Source organism: Aureimonas jatrophae, assembly GCF_900104035.1.
Lineage (GTDB): Bacteria > Pseudomonadota > Alphaproteobacteria > Rhizobiales > Rhizobiaceae > Aureimonas > Aureimonas jatrophae.
In genome coordinates, this window is the sequence record NZ_FNIT01000002.1 from 211,030 (window position 1) to 230,744 (window position 19,715).

The 19,715-nt window shown below is 68.9% G+C and carries 23 protein-coding genes; 4 read left to right on the plus strand and 19 right to left on the minus strand.

The genetic code is table 11. The features are described 5' to 3' along the window. Positions 1 to 6 precede the first annotated feature (6 nt). A complete protein-coding gene (locus tag BLQ76_RS05415; protein ID WP_090670133.1) occupies positions 7 to 1,143 on the minus strand; it encodes a glycosyltransferase in 1,137 nt (378 codons plus the stop codon). Positions 1,144 to 1,328: 185 nt separating this feature from the next. On the opposite strand from BLQ76_RS05415, the gene BLQ76_RS05420 reads away from it, so the two are divergent. After that, positions 1,329 to 1,601 (plus strand): DUF2312 domain-containing protein, encoded by a 273-nt coding sequence (locus BLQ76_RS05420; protein WP_090671339.1) that lies wholly within the window; start codon positions 1,329 to 1,331, stop codon positions 1,599 to 1,601. A gap of 99 nt (positions 1,602 to 1,700) precedes the next feature. On the opposite strand, the gene BLQ76_RS05425 is transcribed toward BLQ76_RS05420, so the two are convergent. From BLQ76_RS05425 to BLQ76_RS05455, 7 genes are all read right to left on the minus strand, one after another. Beyond that, positions 1,701 to 2,945: a flavin monoamine oxidase family protein gene (locus tag BLQ76_RS05425; protein WP_090670136.1), complete on the minus strand. Its 1,245-nt coding sequence runs from the start codon at positions 2,943 to 2,945 to the stop codon at positions 1,701 to 1,703. Between the two features lie 130 nt (positions 2,946 to 3,075). Then, the gene (locus BLQ76_RS05430) at positions 3,076 to 3,363 is read right to left on the minus strand and encodes a hypothetical protein (RefSeq protein ID WP_090670139.1); all 288 of its coding nucleotides are present in this window, start codon (positions 3,361 to 3,363) and stop codon (positions 3,076 to 3,078) included. A gap of 39 nt (positions 3,364 to 3,402) precedes the next feature. After that, positions 3,403 to 4,158 (minus strand): hypothetical protein, encoded by a 756-nt coding sequence (locus BLQ76_RS05435; protein ID WP_090670141.1) that lies wholly within the window; start codon positions 4,156 to 4,158, stop codon positions 3,403 to 3,405. A 6-nt stretch (positions 4,159 to 4,164) separates the two neighbouring features. Continuing rightward, on the minus strand, positions 4,165 to 4,668 hold the full coding sequence (locus tag BLQ76_RS05440; RefSeq protein WP_090670143.1) for a hypothetical protein: 504 nt from the start codon (positions 4,666 to 4,668) through the stop codon (positions 4,165 to 4,167). Further along, the gene (locus BLQ76_RS05445; protein WP_090670146.1) at positions 4,661 to 5,779 is read right to left on the minus strand and encodes a MotA/TolQ/ExbB proton channel family protein; all 1,119 of its coding nucleotides are present in this window, start codon (positions 5,777 to 5,779) and stop codon (positions 4,661 to 4,663) included. The genes BLQ76_RS05440 and BLQ76_RS05445 overlap by 8 nt, the downstream gene beginning before the upstream one ends. 4 nt (positions 5,780 to 5,783) lie before the next feature. Further along, positions 5,784 to 7,913 carry a type III secretion system export apparatus subunit SctV gene (gene sctV, locus BLQ76_RS05450; RefSeq protein WP_090670149.1) on the minus strand — a complete coding sequence of 710 codons (2,130 nt, stop codon included), beginning with the start codon at positions 7,911 to 7,913 and terminating at the stop codon, positions 5,784 to 5,786. Positions 7,914 to 8,069: 156 nt separating this feature from the next. Then, positions 8,070 to 8,870, minus strand: coding sequence for a hypothetical protein (locus BLQ76_RS05455; protein WP_139183932.1), 801 nt, complete (start codon positions 8,868 to 8,870; stop codon positions 8,070 to 8,072). On the opposite strand from BLQ76_RS05455, the gene BLQ76_RS21985 reads away from it, so the two are divergent. Then, positions 8,869 to 9,045 (plus strand): hypothetical protein, encoded by a 177-nt coding sequence (locus BLQ76_RS21985; protein ID WP_170842486.1) that lies wholly within the window; start codon positions 8,869 to 8,871, stop codon positions 9,043 to 9,045. The two genes, BLQ76_RS05455 and BLQ76_RS21985, sit on opposite strands and share 2 nt — an antisense overlap. A 141-nt stretch (positions 9,046 to 9,186) precedes the next feature. On the opposite strand, the gene BLQ76_RS21630 is transcribed toward BLQ76_RS21985, so the two are convergent. The 11 genes from BLQ76_RS21630 to BLQ76_RS05510 form a co-directional block, all read right to left on the minus strand. After that, positions 9,187 to 9,645: a hypothetical protein gene (locus BLQ76_RS21630; RefSeq protein ID WP_139183933.1), complete on the minus strand. Its 459-nt coding sequence runs from the start codon at positions 9,643 to 9,645 to the stop codon at positions 9,187 to 9,189. A 752-nt stretch (positions 9,646 to 10,397) separates the two neighbouring features. Beyond that, complete coding sequence (locus tag BLQ76_RS05465; RefSeq protein WP_139183934.1) at positions 10,398 to 11,015, minus strand: hypothetical protein; 618 nt, start codon at positions 11,013 to 11,015, stop codon at positions 10,398 to 10,400. 28 nt (positions 11,016 to 11,043) lie between these two features. Then, complete coding sequence (locus BLQ76_RS05470; RefSeq protein ID WP_090670161.1) at positions 11,044 to 11,541, minus strand: hypothetical protein; 498 nt, start codon at positions 11,539 to 11,541, stop codon at positions 11,044 to 11,046. 129 nt (positions 11,542 to 11,670) lie between these two features. Then, positions 11,671 to 12,162, minus strand: coding sequence for a hypothetical protein (locus BLQ76_RS05475; RefSeq protein WP_090670163.1), 492 nt, complete (start codon positions 12,160 to 12,162; stop codon positions 11,671 to 11,673). Positions 12,163 to 12,191: 29 nt separating this feature from the next. Continuing rightward, entirely contained in the window at positions 12,192 to 13,121 is a 930-nt protein-coding gene (locus BLQ76_RS05480) for a hypothetical protein (RefSeq protein ID WP_090670166.1), read from the minus strand. Between the two features lie 60 nt (positions 13,122 to 13,181). Beyond that, the gene (gene sctE, locus BLQ76_RS05485; protein ID WP_090670169.1) at positions 13,182 to 14,354 is read right to left on the minus strand and encodes a type III secretion system translocon subunit SseC family protein; all 1,173 of its coding nucleotides are present in this window, start codon (positions 14,352 to 14,354) and stop codon (positions 13,182 to 13,184) included. Positions 14,355 to 14,402: 48 nt separating this feature from the next. After that, on the minus strand, positions 14,403 to 14,966 hold the full coding sequence (locus BLQ76_RS05490) for a tetratricopeptide repeat protein (RefSeq protein ID WP_090670171.1): 564 nt from the start codon (positions 14,964 to 14,966) through the stop codon (positions 14,403 to 14,405). A 122-nt stretch (positions 14,967 to 15,088) separates the two neighbouring features. Next, entirely contained in the window at positions 15,089 to 15,529 is a 441-nt protein-coding gene (locus BLQ76_RS05495; protein WP_090670174.1) for a hypothetical protein, read from the minus strand. Continuing rightward, positions 15,526 to 15,912, minus strand: coding sequence for a type III secretion apparatus assembly protein SctX (gene sctX, locus BLQ76_RS21990; RefSeq protein WP_090670177.1), 387 nt, complete (start codon positions 15,910 to 15,912; stop codon positions 15,526 to 15,528). The genes BLQ76_RS05495 and sctX overlap by 4 nt, the downstream gene beginning before the upstream one ends. A gap of 28 nt (positions 15,913 to 15,940) precedes the next feature. Further along, on the minus strand, positions 15,941 to 18,217 hold the full coding sequence (locus BLQ76_RS05505; protein ID WP_090670180.1) for a hypothetical protein: 2,277 nt from the start codon (positions 18,215 to 18,217) through the stop codon (positions 15,941 to 15,943). Between the two features lie 30 nt (positions 18,218 to 18,247). Further along, positions 18,248 to 18,610 (minus strand): hypothetical protein, encoded by a 363-nt coding sequence (locus BLQ76_RS05510; protein WP_090670183.1) that lies wholly within the window; start codon positions 18,608 to 18,610, stop codon positions 18,248 to 18,250. 165 nt (positions 18,611 to 18,775) lie between these two features. Between BLQ76_RS05510 and BLQ76_RS05515 the strand changes: the two genes are divergently transcribed. Together BLQ76_RS05515 and BLQ76_RS05520 are read left to right on the plus strand one after the other, a co-directional pair. Next, complete coding sequence (locus BLQ76_RS05515; RefSeq protein WP_090670186.1) at positions 18,776 to 19,291, plus strand: hypothetical protein; 516 nt, start codon at positions 18,776 to 18,778, stop codon at positions 19,289 to 19,291. Positions 19,292 to 19,319: 28 nt separating this feature from the next. Beyond that, the gene (locus BLQ76_RS05520) at positions 19,320 to 19,703 is read left to right on the plus strand and encodes a tetratricopeptide repeat protein (protein WP_139183935.1); all 384 of its coding nucleotides are present in this window, start codon (positions 19,320 to 19,322) and stop codon (positions 19,701 to 19,703) included. Positions 19,704 to 19,715: the final 12 nt, after the last annotated feature.

Below are 19,715 nucleotides of genomic sequence, written 5' to 3' on the forward strand. Positions count from 1 at the left end.
CGTCGATCAGCCGACGGCGGCGATGGCCGGCCGTGCGTCCGAGGTCGCACCCGCCCAGAGCTCGTCGGTCAGTCCCTCGAGCCAGCCCGCGGCCCGCGCCGCTGCCTCCGGCGCGTAGAGCGGGCGGATCGCGTCCGTATCAAGGCGCCGCGCGTCCTCGAGAAGCGACTGCCAGCCGGCGAGATCGCCCGGCCAGGCAGGACGCGTGACCGCGGCGCCCAGCCGCACCAGGGCTTCCGCCTTGCGCGTCTGTTCGCCGAAGTAGCGCCATTCCGGCATGACGGCGAGCGGACGTCCGACGCGCGCGATCTCGTGAACCGTGTTGTCGCCGGCCGAGGCCACCACGATGTCGGCAGCCGCCAGATAGTCGGTCACCCCGCGCACCCAGCCGAGCTCGCGAAGGTTCGAGAAATCGGTCTCGTGGCCCTCGCGATGGGTCGGCCCGAGGGTCAGGAAGAGCGTGTCGGGCGCGGCGCGCGCGGCCACCGTCAGCGGCGCGTAAGGGGTGCCCGAGCCGCCGCCGCCCGTCACCACCACGACGATCTCGGCCGTGGGGTCGAGGCCGAGCTTGCGGCGCGCGTCCGCCTTTTCCACTACCGGCTCGCGCGTCGTGCAAAGCCCCCCGGAGTAGAAGGTCTTGGCGCGCAGGTGGGCGGGATAGTCGTCCTGCTCCATGCGCTCGTCGAAGGGGGCGAGCATGCCGACGCTCGCCTCGTAGGACCCGACATGGCCGATATCGGAGCGGTCGCCGTGCATGCGGATCTGGACCGCGGGAACGCTGGCGATGCGCGACAGGAGCGCGATCTCGGCCGAGACGTCCACCACGAAGAGGCCGGTCTCGCGCTCGTCGAGATGGTCGAGGATGGCGCGCATGGTCGCGCGCATCTCGCGCAGGCCCAGGGGCACGCAATGCATGACCTGCGGCGTCGGCTCGGCGTAGAGACGCTCGGTCGGCACCCCCGCGCCGATCATGTTGGGCAGCGCTACGATCTCGATATCGCGCTCGAACCCGTCGAAGAGGTGAGGACCGGCGGTGAGAACGCTGACGGGACGGTCGCGCGAGAACTCGGCGGCGATCGCCATGGTGCGGTTGGCATGTCCCCGTCCCTGGTGGTGAACGAAGAACGTGATCGGTCTCTTCATGCGGCGGCAGTCCCCTCGTGGCTCGACATCGCCCTTCCCCGGGGACGGTCTGTCGACGCCTCATGGCCGACCACGTCCGGCCCGGGAAGGTCGCCAAGCGTCGCGGTCAGTTTAACGGAGCATTGACCGTTCCGCTCGATAACCACCCCTGCCAGACAGAGGCAGTTCAGGAGACGGCTATGGAAATGGATACGGTCGGCATGGCGGGCGGGCGCATCCGGTCCTTCGTGGAGCGTATCGAGCAGCTCGAGATCGAGATCTCGGAGCTGACCGAAGGCAAGAAGGAGGTCTTCGCCGAGGCCAAGGGCGAGGGCTACGACGTCAAGATCCTTCGCGAGATCATCAAGCTGCGCAAGCAGAACCAGGACGAGCGCGACGAGCACGAGACGCTGCTCGAGACCTATATGCGCGCCATGGAAGAGGCCAGCGAGCCCGAGCACGGCCTCAAGGCGGCCTGACGCGCGTTCCGGGCAAGGGACGACGTCGACCCTCGCGCGGGACACGGCGCCCCGGACCGGAAAGCGGCGAGCGTTCGGGCCCCGAACGCTCCCCCGATCTCAGGCCGCGATCTCGCCATGCCGCGCGGCAACGATCCGCCGCGCGGCCTCGATCCCCGTGAGATAGGCGCCATGCGCCGTGGAATAATGCGTCGGCGACACGGCCTCGCCGGCGAAGAACAGCCGCTCGTCGACCGGCTCGCCGAGCCGCTCGCGCATCAGGGCCATGCCCGGACGCGCATAGGAATAGGAGCCGAGGCTTTCGGGCTCGCGTCCCCAGAGCGTCATCGGGAGGGCCGTAAGACGACGGCGCATGTCGGATCCGTAGAGCGCCGATAGCTCGTCGAGTGCGAACTCGACGAAGCCCGGCTCGCCGTCCCGCTCGAGATCCTGCGCGAGCGCGCCGCCGAAGTAGCATTCGACCTGCGCCAAGCCATAGGGGCGCAGGGTATAGGACGCGGTGCGACGCGTATCGGTTCGACCGAAGACGGCGCGATCGCTCTCGAAGCGGTCCGCGTCCTCCAGCTGGAAATAAAGCTTGTCGGCCAGGCCCAGCGGCAACGCATCGGCCGCCTCGATCTTGTCGGGCAGCGCCGGATGGAAGCGGAGCGCGCCGGCGGCCAGGACCGCACTCGGCAGCGCCACCACCACGGCGGAGGCCTCGATCGTTCCCGCGCTCGTCTCGACCAGGACCGTCCGGCCGTCGTGACGCACCGTCTCGGCGCGCACGCCAAGACGGATGTCGAGGTCGCGGGCCAGCGTTTCCACGAGCCGACCGTAGCCCTCGCGCACACGCCAGTTCCGGCCGTTGTCATCGTAGCGATCGAGATCCACGGCCGAGACGAGGTCGAGTTCGGCGCCGCTGTACCAGGTGCTCACCGCATCGATCAGCGGGTTCCACCGGTTGCCCGGCTCCAGCATGGCGGACGCCGGACGGTCCGCGTCTCCGCGCGCCTCGACGAGCCGCTCGTCGAACCGGTCGATCGCCGCCCCGAAGGCCGCCTGGTCCGCTTCCCCGAAGCCCGGCGTCGCGGAGCGGCGCTGCCACGGCGGCGTCGAGCGGTCGATCGTGAAGCCCTCGCGCTGCGCGATGGCGACCATCGGGTTCTCGGTCGCCGAATGGAGCCAGCCGCAGCCGTGGTCGATCGGATCGCCCCGGGGCGAGAGCACGGTATGCGCGCGTCCGCCGATGCGGTCCCGCGCCTCGATTACCAGCACCGGGACGCCCGCATCGTGGAGCGTGCGCGCCGCGCCGAGGCCGCCGGCACCGGCGCCGATCACGAGAACGGGGAGGGAAGAGGACATGGAGCGGATCTGCCTGGGACGCCGAATCGAGGCGGCCTGCCGTTTCAGGAAGGCCCGCTCGACAAACCACCGGATCGCCCCCCGCGTTCCCGAGCGCCCCGGAGAACGTCCCCGGACCGCGATGCCGGCTTCAGATCTGCTGCTTGTCGGCCGGCATCCCGTAGACGCTGTTGCGGCCGATCTCCTCGACCGGGTCGAAGCGGTTCGACTCCTGCGCACGCGACAGGAGCATGACGCTCGACTGGTTGAGGTAGTCACCGAAGTCCGAGACGGCCTTGTCGGACTTCACCTCGGCCTTGGTCTCGTCGGAGCGCTGGGCTCGGGTCGCGGGACCCAGCTCCAGGGGATCGCCGAGGCGCTCCTCGATCCGGTTCGAGACGATGGGCTGCGCAACGCTGCCCCCGACCGCTCCCACCATGATGTCTCTCCTCTCCGTTCATCCCTGTATAAGGCGACCTTACCGCGACGCGCGCTCCGCTTCCATGCCGAACGGCACAGCCAGCGCGCGACGTCGGCGGCGGATCTCGGCGGCGAAAAGCCAGGCGATCGCGCCGAGCGGGAGGCCGACGCGAAGGCCGAGATCGACAATCGCGGCCAGACGGTCGCCGATCCGCGCCGCAAGGCCCGCCGCGCCAGCGCCCGCCGCCGCTGCCTCATTGCCCCGGCCGACGCGCGGCGGGGCGGCGTCGAGGATGCGGGCGAGCTCGCGCTCGAAGGCGGCGCGATCGAGGGCGTCGGCGTCGAGCCGGCGGAAGTCGCCGGACCAGTCGAGACGCGGGCGGGCGGGGTCGCGCAGGGCGTCGGGCACCGACATCTCGGCGTCGATCCGGCCCGCTTGCCCGAGCACGTTGAGGACGGCGGGATAGAGCGCAGGGTCGAGTACGAAGAGCCGCAGCGGGGTCGTATCGCCGTCGAGCTGATCGGGGGACAGGGCCCGAGGCGCGGCGCCCGCTCCGCGCAGCTCGATGCGGTCGGCGAAGAGATCGAGCGAGGCCGGTGCGTCCGGTGCGCTGCGCTCGTGCAGCAGGCGGACCATGTCGGGCCCGGTGAGCGGCCGACGCTCGGTGATGCGCAGGAGACGCTCGGCCGCGGAGGGCGCGGCCGGCTGGCGCGGCGCGGCGGTGAGCGGCAGAAGCGTCAAGAAAACGACGAGGCAGACCGACAGGACGTTGGCGGTGAGATCCGCCACCACCGCGAACTCGAAGCGCAGCATCGCCGGTCAGCCCCCGCCGAGCGCTGCGAGGCAGTCGGCGCCGGCGCGCGGTGCGCCCCGCCGGAAGCCGCAGGACGCGTCGAGCCGCAGCTGCCTGACGGGTTCTGCCAGCGTGCTGGCCAGAAGCGGGTCGAGCAGGAACGCGGCCTCCTCGCCGCCCGGCTCGATCGCGACCAGTGCGGTTCGCCCGCTGGCAACGCCCGCACGGATGGCCTCGAGGATTTGAGCGCCCGGGCGCAACGCGGCCAAAGGCGTCGGCGCGGCGTGGCCTTCGGCCAGACGGGCGCCCTCGGGCCCCGCCAGGATCACGAGCGGCTCGGCGCCTCCCAGCGTCACCGCGCCGTGGAGGAGCGCCGCGAGCGGGTCGGCGGGCGCGGCCCGGGTCAGCTGCAGCTCGGGCTTGGCGAAAAACAGGGCGAAGAGAAACGAGGCGCCGAGCGCGAGGAAGAGGTCGGCCAGCGGCACCGAGCGGATCGCCGCGTCCTCGCCCTCTGCGTCCTCCTTATCCATCGCGGCGCACCAACACCTCGATCAGCCGCTGGCACTGGTGGCGCAGCTCCGCCTCGCGGCGTTCCAGGATTGCCATGAGCAGCGAGGCGACGAGGCCCGTCGCCAATCCCAGAAGCGTCGTTTCGAACTGGATCGAGAGACCGGCAAGGCTCGAACCGATGTCGACGGCCGAGGCGTCCGGGCCGCTCGTGCCGAGACTTCCGATCGCGACGGCAAGGCCGATCACGGTGCCCACGAAGCCTAGAAGCGGTAGGAAGGCGAGAAGCGCGCGCAGGAAACGGCGCGAGGCGGCATGGAAACCCTCCAGCGTCTCGCGCTCCGTTCGCGCGCCGGGCAGGGCGCAGGCCTCCAGCAGATAGGCCGAGGTGCGACTTTCCGCCGGGCGCCCCGGCAGCGTGCGCACGACGCCCGCGACCTCGGCGGGCGACAGGCGCGGCGACGGACCGCCGGTGGCCAGGCGGCGGCGCGCGAGGCTCAGAAGCGTGCGATCGGTCAGGTGCGCGAGCGCAGCGTCGAGAAGGGCGGCCAGAAGCACGAAGAACAAAGCGATGATCGCGACGTGGACATAGGTCGGTCCCGCAAAGGCGCGCAGCGTGACGCCGAGGGGATCGAGCGCGGCGCCTGGCGCCACGCGTCCCACGAGGCTGTAGAAGAAGAGCGTCAGCGCAGCGCCCAGGCAGAGCGCAGCGGTGGTGGACTGGGTGCGCGGGGCCGCGCCCTCGCGCAAGGGCGCGTTCCAGAACAGGCGGAAGCGGGTCTCGGCGTCGAGCGACAGGATGCGCCCGGCCAGAAGCAGCACGAGGATCTGCGGCCAGACCGGCAGGCGCGCGGCCAGTTCGGGGAGCGGCGCACCGCCGACGAAGGCCAGCGGGACGAGGGCGGCAAGAAGACCGGCGCCCCGCGCGCCCCAACGCAGGAGCGCGCCGCGTCCGGTGAGCGCGCCACCGAGCGCCGCGAGGCCGCAGAGGGGGAGAAGCGCACGCACGGGCAGCGGCGCACCCTCGGACGCAACGAGCGCCTGGAGCGCGAGCGCGACGAGAAGCGCGCCGGCCAGAAGCGGGGCAGGCCGCAGGCCCGCCGTGCGGCGCAGGGCGCCGCCGGTCGCGGTCACGGGATCAGGCCGCGGTCAGCTGCGCGCCGGCATGGCCGAGCTTGATGCGCTCCAGCGGCTGGATGTTGGCGGACGGCGAGAGCTCCTGGTAGCTGAGGACCGCCAGGCTCGGGAAGTCGCGCTCCACGATCTTGCGCATGAAACGGCGGATATCCATCGGCGTCAGGATCACGGGCGACATGGCGCGCCCGCCGGGCGTGCCGACCACCTGCTTCATGGCCGTGATCATCTCGCGGTGGATGTCGGGCGAGAGCGCGAGATAGGAGGCGCCGCTCGTCTGGCGCACCGCGCCGCGCACCGCGTCCTCGATCTCCTTGGACAGGAGGAAGGCCGGGATGACGTTCTGGCCGCCCGAGAACTTGTGGGTGATGTAGCGCGACAGCGCGCCGCGCACGTGCTCCGACAGGACGATCGGGTCCTTCTCGCGCTGGCCCCAGGTGACGAGCGCCTCGAGGATCGTGCGCATGTCGCGGATCGAGATCTCCTCCGAGACGAGACGCTGTAGGACGTCGGTGATCGTGGTGACCGGCAGGAGGCGCGTGGCCTCGCGCACCAGCTCGCCGAAGTTCTTCTGCATCTGGTTCATCAGGAACATGGTTTCCTGGACGCCGATGAACTCGGCCGCGTGCGCCTTCAGGATGTGCGCGAGATGGAAGGTCAGCATGTTGGAGAGGGTCATCGTCTGGATGCCCGCCTTCTCCAGAAGCGGCAGGTGCTTCATCTGCACCCAGAGGCTCGGCGTGTTCGGCAGGAAGTCCTCGCCCCGCTCGAACGGCACGTTGAACATGCGAAGGTTCGTCTCGGTCTCGCGCACGATGAACCAGCCGGGACGCGAGGCGCCCGCCGCCACGGGAATCTCGTTGACGAGGATGCGGTACTCGCCGTCCTTGAGGTTCTCGTTGAGCCGCAGGTTGATGCCGGGGAAGGGCACGCCGAGGTCGAAGTACAGGGCGCGGCGCACGCGCGCGACCTCGCGGTCAAGCTTGTCGGGCCGGATCGAGTTACGCACCGAGGCGGCGATGTCGACGATCAGCGGCACAGTGAGCGCGAAGTTCACGGGCTCGACGGGCAGGCCATCGTCGTCGTCGGGCAGCGAGGGCGCCTTGCCCTGGGGCGCAAGGGCCGCGGCCAGCGCGGGCATCTCGCCCGAGCGCTGGGGCTGGGCGGCGGACTTGGCCATGCGCATGGCCAGGAAGCCGCCGCCGCCCGTCACAACGGCCAGACCCAGGAAGACCAGCGCGGGGAAGCCCGGGATCACCGCGAAGATCAGCATGATCGCGCTCGTGATCATCAGGGCCTTCGGCTCGGAGACGAGCTGGCTCGCGATGTCGGAGCCGAGGTTGTCGTTCTCCTCCGAGGCGACGCGCGTGACGATGAAGCCGGCGGTGATCGAGACGAAGAGCGCGGGAATCTGCTGGATCAGGCCGTCGCCGATGGTGAGCAGGGTGTAGAGATGGGCCGCGTCGCCCGCCGCCATGCCGCGCTGCATCGTGCCGATGGCGATGCCGCCGATCATGTTGACGGCGATGATGATGAGGCCCGCGATGGCATCGCCCTTCACGAACTTCATGGCGCCGTCCATGGCGCCGTAGAGCTGGGATTCCTTCTCCAGCTTGTTGCGGCGGCGCTTGGCCTCGTCCATCTCGATCTGGCCGGCGCGCATGTCCGAGTCGATCGACATCTGCTTGCCGGGCATGGCGTCGAGCGAGAAGCGCGCCGACACCTCGGCCACGCGCTCCGAGCCCTTAGTGATCACCATGAAGTTCACGATCGTCAGGATCAGGAAGATCACGATGCCGACGATCAGGTTGCCGCCCACGACGAACTTGCCGAAGGTCTCGACGATGTGGCCGGCATTGGCCTGGAGCAGGATGAGGCGCGTCGTGGAGATCGCCAGCGCCAGACGGAACAGCGTGGTGATCAGGAGGATCGAAGGGAAGGCGGAGAGCTGCGTGACATCCTTGAGGTAGATCGCGACCATCAGGAGGATCGCCGAGAGCGACAGGTTGATCGCGATCAGGATGTCGATGATCACAACCGGGAGCGGCAGGATCATCATGAAGACGATGCAGACGAGCAGGAAGGCGAGCAGCAGGTCGTTGCGCTTGGACAGGACCTGAAGGAAGCGTGTCATGCGCAGGTCTCCAGACGAGAACCCGTCATGTTCGGGTCCCGATGCGCGCGCGCTACGCGCGAACCGTCAATCAGGTTGACTCGCAAGGACGTTACCCTAAGTCAAGCGCCCGCTTTTGTGATAGACGCTGCATCCACCGGCCGATGCCGACCGTCCTTACGCCTCGAAACGCAGACGCGAGCGACCGGTCTGCTCTGGCGGATGGGCGATGGCGTCGGGATCGATGTCGCTCAGCGCAGTGAGAAGGTCCACAATCGCGTTGCGCAGGGCCGCAGCCAGGACCTCCGTGCGCTTCTGTGCCGCAGCCTCGCCGTCGCGGTCCGCTTGCGTTCCCTCGCTCGGTTCGTTGCTCGTCTCGGCAGTCTCCAGCACGGCGGCGAATAGAGCGTCCAGCCGTAGGGCTTCCCCAGCGGCATCGATATCGCGCGCGTTGGCCTGATTGCGGCCAACGGACGTGATCGCGATGGCAACGAGCTGCGACAGCGCCACCAACTGATCTCCCGCCGCCAAATCTGTGGCGATGCTCTGCCGTAGGCTGTGAATCTCCGTCGCGAGCGCTGCGATCTCCCCGTCGATCGCGGAGATTTGACCCGTAATCTCGCTGCGCGCGCCTTGAAGAGTGCCGAGCGTGGTGCGCGCCGCATTCAACGCGGTGCGCGCGGTCGCCTTGGCCTCGTCGGAGCCGGCGCTGGCCAGCGCTTGCTCGGCATCCTCCACGGCCTGCGTCTGTGAAGCGATCTGCCCGTCGAGCGTGTCGGCGTCGCCTTGAAGCTCGCCGCGGCGTGTTTCCTTGGTGCCCTTTTCGGTTTCCCGGGCGGTCACCGTGAGCCGCGTTTCTTCTACGCGCTGAAAGAATAGCAGCGGATTGAATGCACCTGCCGCCACGCCTGCAGCAGCCGCCTGCAACACCGCGCGCCGGCCGCGCGCCTCGCCCATTGTCCGGTCGAGGGCGAGCATGACCTCGGCGATCGCGATGCTCGAAGCGCCGGCCGAGCCCGGCGCCCGCATGCCAGACAGGCCCAGCGAGGAGAAGAGATCGGCGATCGAGGTCGCATCGGGAAGTGCCGATGCGGCGCTGTCGCCGGTTCTCGCGTTCGCTATCGGTGCCGTGGTCTCGGCGCCGCGAAGGTAGGGGGGAAGGGCTGTCGTGACCGACGAGATCGATGACATGGGCGTCCTGGGTCTTCGGGCGAAGCGTGACGGGATATGATAGAACAGGTCGCTCGCCGGCCGCTGTGCCGTTCAGGACCATGGGGTTGCGGAAGACGGGAGGTCACCGCAAACGCAGGTGGGTGCGGCTGCCGCCGCGCAAGGCATCGTCGTCGGCCTCGGCCGTCATCTGCTCGATCAACTCCAGCAGGGCGGCGAGCCGTGTCAGCACAAGCGTCAACGCAGCGAGGAGACGCGCGCGGCGGGACGCGGGCAGGAGGCGGCGTAGAAGCCGCTCCAAAAGTGCGGGGTTGCGCAGGAGGCGCAAGAGGCGCTCGCCAAGATCGCTCTCCTCGGGGCTCAGCTCGGACAGGATCAGTCCGAGCGCGGTGACCTGCCGGGCGTCCGCGACCGGTTCGAAGGGCCGGGGGGGCGGCCAGCCGGGAAGCATGGCAGCGTTCAGGATGAACGACGCGATGACCCCGGCACGCTCACTCTGCTGCTCGGCGCGGCCGCCCGCATCTCTCATGGCCTCCGCCGTCCAGGACTCGCCGGTCGCAACGGCGCTAACGATCGCGCTCAACCAGCGCATCTCGTCGCGTTCGCCCGCCGCCGGTGACGCGTCTTGCGCAAGCACTGAGGCTATACCTCCCTCGCCACTGGTCATCTCGGCCTGTTGGACCTGAAGGAAGGTGAGATGCGTTTCGCCGGGGCGGCGAGTGGCGAGGGATGCGCTGTCGGCGACCACCTCGCCGGGAAGCGCCTCACCCCTGGAAGACGCGCCAGCGACACGCCCAAGAGCGCTGCGATGCGTCCCGTCCCTCAACGTCCCATCTGCCGGCGACGTCTTATCGCTCCAACCAACGGCACGCTCCATCGACAGCGCGGCACCGGGCGCGTCCGCTGCGGTCCGGGGGTGCGATGCAGGACTCCCGGCGCCTTGCGCCCGATGCGGGCCGGGTGGGAGCATCGGCGCCCCTTCGTGTTGCATGGCCGTTGCGATCGGCCACGCGGGGATGCGGCCGTCCGGCATGCTGGGGCGTTCGGGCGAGGAGATGTCGGCGGCTGCGGCGAGCGGCGCGCGCAGACCGACCAACATGAGTGCCGCAGATTTCGGCGGAACGGGAGTGATCGAGACATCCGCGGACGGCACGTCGTGCTCTGTGTCCGCATCCGTTGGTCTCGGTCTGCCGGGCGCGGCGACGTCCGCGCCGGGTGTTTCGGGGCGGGTCCGAATGCGAGCCGCCGGCTCGAAAGGAAGAGGAAGCTCGCCGGCGATGTTACGGCCGATGAGCTGATACAGAGCGCGTAGCTCCTCTGCCGGGATGAGATGGATCAAGCGTCCCGCCCCAGATCGATCGCCGCGCGCAGGCGCTTGGCCTCCGTGCGCATGGCGGACGGCGTGTCGACGTTGGCGAGCGCTTCGAACCTGTTCAGCGCAACGGCGGTCGCGGCGGCGTCACGCCGTCGGACCGCAAGCGAGGCGAGGTGGAACTGGCATACGGCCCAGTCCGGACGCAGCACGGCCGCCATCTGGAAGGCGATCAGCGCACCTGCGACGTCGTCGCGTGCCCGAAGGCAGACGCCGTGCCCGATCCAGTAGTCGGCAACCGATCCATCGGCGATGCATAGAACGCGAAACAACGCCTCGGCACGATCTAGCCGATCGATATGGAACCACCCGTGTGCCCGCGCGTAAAGAACTTCCAGACTGTTCGCTGACAGGCCGAGCGATGCGCCGATGCCCTGTCCGCGCGCAAGCGCGGAAAGAATTGTCGATGGTTCGATACCCTCCGCCCGCAGGGTCTCGCCGACGAGCTCAAGAAGCAGCGCGCTTTCGGCCGCGTCGAGCGCAAAGACGGCACCAAGCGAGGAGCTCTGCAGGGCACGGCCTTCCTGGACGATCCCCCCCACACGCCCTGCCGTTCCGGTTCCAGTAGCATCGAGCGACATGCCGGATATCCCGCCTTGTTTTCTCCGATTAATCCAACGCCGTCCGGTCCGCCAGCGCGGCCAGCGCGCGCTCTGCGCTCTTGAGGACCGTGACGTCGCCCATCTCTCGGGCGAGCTGCGCCGCATGGTCCAGGTCCTCACGCGCCGCCTCGCGTTCGCCCAGCCCGGCGCAGCCAAGACCCGAGATCAGGAAGCCCGCCGGCGAGCGCGGATCGCTCGCGATCATCGCGGAGGCCGCCTGCACGGCCAAGGCGAAATGACCTGCCGCCAGACCGCACTGCGCCAGACCGTGCTGGAACTGCGGATCGGTCGGATCGCAAAGGACCAATGCGCCGAATAGGCGCAACGCCCCCGCAAGGTCGCCCCGCTCCTGGTGCGCATGCGCGATGCGGAGGCCAAAGACCAGGTCCTGCGTCTTGAGGCCCAGCGTCTGCCGCAGATCGCCACGCAGAATCGCGTCCTCCCAACTCCCGCCCTCAATCGTGCCATCCCGATCCCTCGGCTCGGCTACCATCGTCATGCTCATGTCCCCCACACCGTCCTTCTCATGACGCCCCCGAGCGAAGTGAGCCTTGCGCAAGGCTTTCACCAATTCAAGGGGCTCCGCCCGGCGCGCCCGCGCGCCAACTGTTCCCTGCGTCTCAACGCGGGGCCGTCAGAGGCGAAAGATGATCGCTTCCTCGGGTTCGGGCGCACTGCCACGCCTTAGTGCCTCGCCCGCCGCCGGACCGTCCCAGCGCTCCAGGATCGGGGCATGGTGACTCATCAACGCCAGCACATCCTCGATTGCCTCGTCCAGGCTGGCGCCCCCCGGAGGGCCGTCGGCTCGATGAAGGGCTCGAGCCATCAGGCTCTCGGTTCCCGCGCCCGGACCCGACGAGATGAAGGTTCCAGCGGCGTTGACGAGCAGAAGCCCGGTATTGGACCGCAGCACGTCGCGCAACTGCGCCGCACGCCGGCTGCGCTCGCGCGACAGGAGGCCGATCCGGCCCTGTACGATCACGCCCCGGTGCCCATCGCTCGATAGGTTGACAGCTAGGTCGCCGATTTGGAGCCGGACGATGCCGGTCTGGTCGAAGCGCGGCGCGCCGAGTTCATGCTTGGTGAAGAATTGCCGTATGGTCGCCTCGAAGACGCCGTCCGCCATGCCCGTCGTTCTCCTGCGCCGGCGATGCGTCAGCCGCGCGTGATCGCCCGCATCGCGTCAACTTTGGCTTCCTGCATCTCCTTCAGTTGGTTGATGATCTGGTTGATCATCTCGGACATGGCCTGCTGGACTTCCTTGGCCATGTCGGCGCGCTGCTGGGCCGCGCTCGACTGGGCGGCCTCCTCGGAACCCTTGGCCTCGTGACGCTTGGCGTCGGCCTGCGAGGTGCTGTCCTGAGCGTTCGCCTGCGCGGAGCCGATGCCGCCGACCGTCTGGCCGAGGCTGCCGACCGAGGCCGTGACGTCGAAGCGCTTGGTGTCGACCGCGAACTTCTGTCCCAGGTTGGACGTGGTGTCGAGCACCTCGTCGGCCGCGCCCATCCGGGCGGTCTGGGCCATCTTGGTGACCTGTCGCCCTTGCGCGATCGCCGAGCCGGCCGACATGGCCATACCGACACCGCCGACCACCGCGCTGATGATCATGGCCTTCTCTGCGCCCGCTTCCATGTCGTCGGCCGCGTTGGTCATCTCGGCTGCCTGGGCCAGGGAGTGGGCCTGGGCCTGTTCGTAGCCGAGGGTGCGGCTTTGCAGCGCGGCAGTGCGCTGGTTGGCCTGGGTCTCGATCATGAGACGGAAAAGCTCCTTGGTCGTGGCCCCGCCGCTCGGCGCACCCGAACCTGCAGCCGCGTTGTTGCTTTCCATCAGGGCTCTGCGGGCGTTCTCCAGCCGTGCTTCGGTGCCGGTCGGATCGTCCAGCTTAGGGTTGGGCGGGGTGTAGGTGGGCGCGACGGAGGTGGAGGTGCTCTCCGAGTTGGGCATCTCGCGTGCGCCCGAGATGTTGCCCGCCCCGGTCTGACCAGCCGTGCCGTCGGTCGACTTGCCGCCAACCGGTTGGTTCCCGCCGGTCTGGCCTGGTTGGATGTTTACGAAGAAGTTGTTGGTGCCGGAGATGTTCGTCATGGCGATGGATGATCCGATTCGGAAAAGAGAGTTCGGGCGGTCGGGCTCGACGCGGACGTCTCAGGCTCTGAACTTGAAGTTGGTGAGGGTGGCCGCGCGGTCCTGCTTGGCCTCCATGATGGAGTCCATCATCTGCGAGAACTGGTTGCCGGCGGCGAAGAGCCGAGCGAAAGCCTGATCCAGCATGTCGTTGATCTGCATCATCAGGGCGTCGATCTCCTTGGCCTCGCCCTCCGCGCGCTTGACGCCCGCTTCCGCGATCGAGGCCTGGTTGCGCTGGATGCTGCTAGCGACGTTGGAAGCGCTGGTGCCGAGCGCGGTAACGTCCTGCGCTGCGTCGAGCGCCTTCTGCGTGATCTTCATCGAAAGCTCCAAGCTAGCCTGGCCGGCCTTGAGCGAGGCCATGAAGACGTCCTTGGAGACGCTGAGCGCGGCCTTGGTGGCTTGGAGAGCGCTGCCGGTGATGTCGTAGACGATGCGCCCGGCCTGGACGCCCGCCTGGACCGCCTGCTTGGCCGCGTTGGCCACGCCCGCGCCGCCGCCCGCGATTGAGAACACCGCGCCCGCCACCGCCATGGTGATGCCGAAGATCATGTCCGCCTTCTTGGCGTCCTTGAGCGACTGGCCGCGCGCCATCTCGCCCTGGCCCACCATGCCGAGCCCGTTCTCGTCGGTCATCTTCATAGTGGAGTCGATCGCCATGACGATCGCGGTCAGGGCGGCGGCCAGCAGCAGGGCGCCCACGACCGCACCGACGCCGGTCGCGATCATCACCACCGCCACCGCCACCGCGATCGCCGCGCCGAGCCACTCGAAGGCGAGCTTGATCTTGTCGGCCGTGCTGGCGCTTTCCTTCTTCTCGTTGGCCTCGGCCTGCTTGCGCTCGGCCTCCTCGATCTTGGCTTGCTGGTCGGCCAGAAGCCCCTTCATGGTCTTCTGATCGAGCTCGATCTTGCCCTTCTCGTTGGCGCTCTGCGTGTCGCGCATCGACACCGCGACCTCGGCGATCAGGATCTCCGACGATTTGGTGGACATGGTGATGCCCATGGCCGCCATCACGGAATTGAACTCCGCCAGCGCGGCCTCAGGCGTCGGCGGGGGCAGGGTGCCGTCGCCGCCGTTGATACCGCTGCCCACGGGCGTCTGCGTGCCGGTGCGCGCAACATCGCGCATGCTGTCGATCGCGCTCGTGTCGATCCGGGAGGGGGAAACCTGGTTGCTGACATTGGTCATGGCGTGGCTCTCGAAGGACGGTGAAGGGGGCGGGCGAACAGGTGGGGTTCAGGACAGCGGGGGAGGCGCATCGAGGACGGCAAGGAGGCGGTCGGCCTGCGCGACGGTCTCGGGCCGACCCTTGCCCTCCAGCGCGAAGGCCTTGGCAGCGCCCAGCGCATCGCGCGCCTCCGGGAGTTCACCGGCCGCCATCAGGCACTCGCCAAGGCGCAGGTAGCCGTCGCCGTTGGTGGCGTCGAGCGCCAGGAAGTGCATGAAGAAGTGGGCAGCCCGGCGCAGGTCACCCTCCATCTGGTAGGTGGTGCCGATCGCGAACAGCGCCTTGGCATAGAGAGGATCGAGCTGGTGCGCCTGAAGCAGGATGTCGCGCGCCTTTTCGAGCTGGCCATAGGCCATGAACTGGCTCGCCTGCATCACGAGGGCGTCGAGATGGGCCTCGGTGAGACCGAGGATGTTGCGCGGCGTCAGGCCGGCCTTCAGGTGCTCCACGACGCTGGCGGTGCGCTCGTCCAGGTCGCCGCCGGCCAGGGCCTCGGCCAACGAGGCGTTGGCCGCCTCCAGGACGTTCTGCGCCTCGCCGCTTTCGGGAAAGTAGCCTCTCAGGATGCTCATCGCGACGCCTCGCCGGTTCCAGTCGCTACACAGGTAACCGGATGCGGGCCGGGCGGGTGTGTTGAAGATGACACCTGCGCGAAGATGACGGTGCCCATCGAACGCCCGACGGCGACATCGCCCTAATGTCCTTCGCCGTCTCCCTCGTCTTCGGCGCTCGCACCGTGTCGCAGGTAGCTCTCTAGCGCGTCGCGCGCTCGCGTGGTGTCGTTCAGCTCGAACAGGCAGCGTGAACGCAGGTAGCGGCGCATGCGCTGGCGCTCGGTTAGCCGATAGAAGCCAAAACGCTCGGTGGGCGCGATGCGATCAAGCTCGTCGAGACAGGATAGCGTCGGCTGCCAGCGCCCGCCGAGGAAGTGGAGAACGGCGCGTGCCAGCAGGACGTCCGGTCCCCGGTCGCCCAGGTGGTGCAGCGCCTCGGCCAGCACCCCCGCACGCTCGCGGTAGCCGTGCTGGATCTGCACGAAGATGTTAAGGAGCAGGAAGTCGCGCTGGCGCGTCGAAAGCGGGGGCGAAACGGGACCGGCGGGCGGGGACGGGCCTTCGGGCGGGCCCTCGCTCATCCGCGCAGGAGCATGGCGAGGGCGCCGCGCACCTCGGCGTCCATCGCGGTGTCGGCCGACAGAAGCTCGGCGGCGGCCGCGAAGGCGGCGCGCGCCTCGGGCGGCTGGCCGGGCAGGCCGGCGGCCTCGCGCATCAGGGCTTGCGTAGCGGCGCGCGTGTCCGCCAGTGTCGCGGGCTGGAGCAACTCGGGGTCGAGCGCGGTGGGCTGGAGCAGCTCGGGCAGGCGCTCATCGAGCGAGGGCCGGTTGAGGATCGAGTCGAGCGCGCGGTATTCCGGCAGGAAGCGCGGGCCGACCCGAGCCTCCTGCGGAAGATGCACCTCGTCGTCGACCTGCCACAGCGTGACCGTTTCGACGCCGACATCGAGCGGCTTGATGCGCATGGGCGGAGCCGGACCTTGGAGCGGGGGTTCAGGCGGAGGCGCGCAGGATGCCCTGCAGCGCGTCATTCATCTTGGCGAGGGCGCTATTGGCCAGTTCGTAGTGCCGGTTGCGCTGCTTGTCCATGTTGTTGATGTCGTTCATCCGCGTCTGGCTCTCCTGGTTGAGCTGCGTCACCGCATCCGACAGGCGCGTGCCGTAGGTCGTCCACTGCTGGTGGGTGTCGGACGCTAGAACCGCTTCGCCGCCCGCGGTCGGCGTTGCGCCGCTGAAGAGCTGCTGCGTGGGACGATTGATCTTCTGAAGCGTCTCCACCGGATGCTCTGCGCCGAACCCCGCGCTGTCGAACATCAGGATGGCCGTGCGGGCGTCGATCTCCCGCTGATCCGTCAGCTCATCGTAGTAGTATGCGTACGGGAAACCTTCGAGCGCCTTCTCGATGTCCTTGCCGTCGTCGTCCTTGGTCTTGTCGAACGCACCCAGCGTCCGGTTCACCGTGTCCTGCATCACGGCGTAGGCCTTCAGGAGGGCGTTCACCTGCTTGACGTATTCCGTCTCGATCGCGACCTCGGCCTGGAGCTGCCGGTTGTAGCTGTCCTGAAACAGGTAGATCAGGGTCGGCGCGTCCAGGCGCTTGCCGGTGCCGCTCGTCAGGACGCGCACGCCGTTCGACAGGCTCGGGTCCGTTGTGACCGGAAGGCGGCTGCCGTCCGCAGCCAGCATCGTCCCGGTCGCGGCGACCTCGCGCGAGCGCGCGATATCGCGGATCGTTTTCTCCTGCTGGAACATGACGTCGAAGCCGCTGCGCACCGTCGCGCCGCCGTCCAGGCTCATGACATTGGTCTTGAACTGCGTGGTGAGGAAGCCGGCGTCAACTTTCAGATTAACATTCGGCGACTTGCCTTCCGCCTTGTTCCGGGCGTCGAAGAAGGTGCTGAGACGGGTGGCGCGCTCGCTCAGCGCCTTCACGGCGTCGTTGATCTCGCCCTTGGAGTGGACCGCACTGCCGTTGATCTTGGTTTCCAGCATGGCCAACTGGTCCAGAAAGACCTGGCGTACGTCAGCGCCCGTCGGGTTGGTGCCGGTGGTCTTGAAGAGGTTATCGTTCAGGTTGGTGCGCAGGGCCGTGAGCTGCGCCTTGGCATCCGTGGCGTCGGTGGTGAGGTTCAGCTCGGTCTGCTTGTACTTCAGGAAGAAGACCGTCGCCGCCACCGCCGTTTGGTCGGCCTTCGGCATCAGCGCGAAGTCCTGCTTGGTGATCGCCTCGACACGGTAGAGGCGGGGCGGGTCGCCGGCCGAGAGCACGGCCGTCATCAGGGGGATGGTGGTAAGCTGGCCCGCCGCGTTGGTGGTCGACTTGGGGATCTCCAGCGTCTTGGGCCGCGTCGCCCCCACGCCCCACCGGTTCACGTACTCGACTTGGTAGGCCGTATGCCAGCTGTTGAAGCCGCCCTTGCCGTCGGCGCCCTCCAGAAAGAGGCGCACGTCCGCGATGGTGGTGGGATCGGTGCTCATCTCCGCGGGGCGCGTGCTGGCCGGCAGCTTCGTGGTGATGCCGTCGATGCCGGGAAAGAGCTGCTCGGCGCCCGCGCTGATCAGCGCGCCGGTGTTGCCCGAGGCGGAGCCGGGCAGGTGGTAGTAGGGAATGTCGATCTGGCCGTCGACAGCTCCCTTCGGATTGCTGCCGGTTGGCCTGCCGCCGCCCAGATCCAGCTCCATGCCCGCGGTCGGCTGCAGCCCGAGACCGGTGGCCGTGCGGCTGACGAGCTTGCCGCCGCCACCCTTCGCGTCCCGGTCGACGATCAGGAATTCTTCGTACTGGTTGGCGGTTCCGGTCGAGAGCGCGATGCCGGGTACGCTTGTCCGGCTCACGAGGTCGATATAGGCGGCCTGCGCATCCTTTTGCCAGGTCTTGAACTCGGCCGCCGTGAGCGTGTCGATCGCGGGAACCTTCGAGACCGTGCCGGCCGGCGCGCTCGCCCAGGCGCTGCTGGGCACGCCCCGCGGCTTGGACTGCACGTCGCCGTTGAGCAGCCGGACATCGTACCGGACCGAAGGCTTTCCGCTCTCCTGCACGTCCAGCGACATCTCGTAGTCTGGTGCCCTGAAGGTTCGCAGGTAGAACTCCTGGCTGGCCTTGTCCCAGCTCAGGAAGGTCGCGCCGTCGGCGCGCGAAATCTCCGGAATCGGCTGGACCCTGCCTTCGCTGACGGGCTGGTCCCCGGCGGGATCCGCCTTCGGATAGGTCTCGACCGTGCTGAAGAAGGAGCCCCAGCCCTGGGACGGCGGAATGGCGATCTTGGACATCTGCGTCTCCGGATGGTCGTGGGGTTGCGTCTAGAGTTTCAGGAACACGCGCGAGGGGGCCGGCGGCGCAGAGCGCGGCGCGGCGTCCGCCGCCCGCGGCGCGGCCAGGTGCCGCTGCAACGCGTCCGCCAGCGCCTCGAACTGTTCGATGTCGCCGGCATGCGCCATGCGTTCGAGGATGTAGAGCGCCGCCGCGTCGTCGCGCACGAGCGGCTGGGCAGCAAGCTCGGCGGCGACGCGGGCGATCTCGCGCAGGACCGGATCGAGATCGGGCGCGCCTTCATCCAAGCTCCGCTCGACCGCGCCCACGCCGTCGGCGGCCGGCTCGACGGAAGCCGACGCCTCGACCCGTGTGGGCGCCGGGCCGGCAGGCGGGAGCAGGAAGGAGGTCATGCCATCGTCCGGGCCCTTGCTGGTCGGATGTTGAGGACGTGTGACGCCAAATCACGTTGGACGGTGTGACGTATGATACAGCTGTGGCCGGTTGATGGTCACGCGCGCTTGCGGACACGCTACAGACCGGGCCGCTCATCGCCGCGATCGCAGAAGGAGAAGCGCTTGCAGCAGTCCTATCGGGAGGCCTTCCTGCGTCTGCCGCCCGAGCCCGGCGCCCCGGCGCCGGCAGCCGAGGCCGCATCCGCGCAACTTCTCGCGCGCGCGGACCGGCTGGTGGAGACGCTGGACGGCGCCGATACGGTTCCGGTGGGTGGCTGGCTTCAGGCGCGGGCTGCGCAAACGGATGGGCGCGCGGGCGAGGCAGCCGCAATCCTGCGCGCGCTGATGGAGGATCCGGCGCGCGCCGGCGAGGGCGCGCTCGGCTTGGCGGTGCTCGCGCTGGGTCGTCCCGATCTCGAGGATGCGGGCGCGTTCGCGCGTTTTTGCCTCGACCGCGGCGAGCGCACGCCCCGTGCCTGCGCGGTGGCCGGACTGGCGGCGCTTGAGGCGGGCAATTTGGCCGACGCCCAGCGCCTCCTGTCGGCCGCGGCGCGTATTGCCCGCACCGAAGAGGGGGCTAGCGACGATCTGCGCGGCGCCCAGCGCGTCCTGCTTCTGATGCAGCTCGGCCCGCGCTAAGACCTTCCATCGAACCCGGATGATCGCCATGCTCGACCCTCACGCCGATCCCCTGCTCGATGCCGACGACACGCGGCTTCTCGTCGAGATCGGCTTTCTGGCTTTGACGGCCGGACGCTTCGGCGAGGCGCGCGACATCTTCGAGGGCGCGCTCGCCGCTCGCCCGGCCGAGGAGGCGGGCGCGATCGGGATCGGACTGGTGGCGCTGGCGGCCGGCGAGGTCGGTCCGGCCGTGCGTCACTTTCGCGCGATGCCGCCCTCGGATGCCGCCTCCGCCTATCTCGGTCTGGCGCTTCTCAAGGCCGGCGAGCGGGACGAGGCCGAGCGCCTCCTGCGAGACGTGGCGGCCCGCGCGCGCGAGCCCGCGTTCCGGATCCTGGCGCAGGCGACGCTGGACGACGCGCAATCGTAACGCTTCCCACTG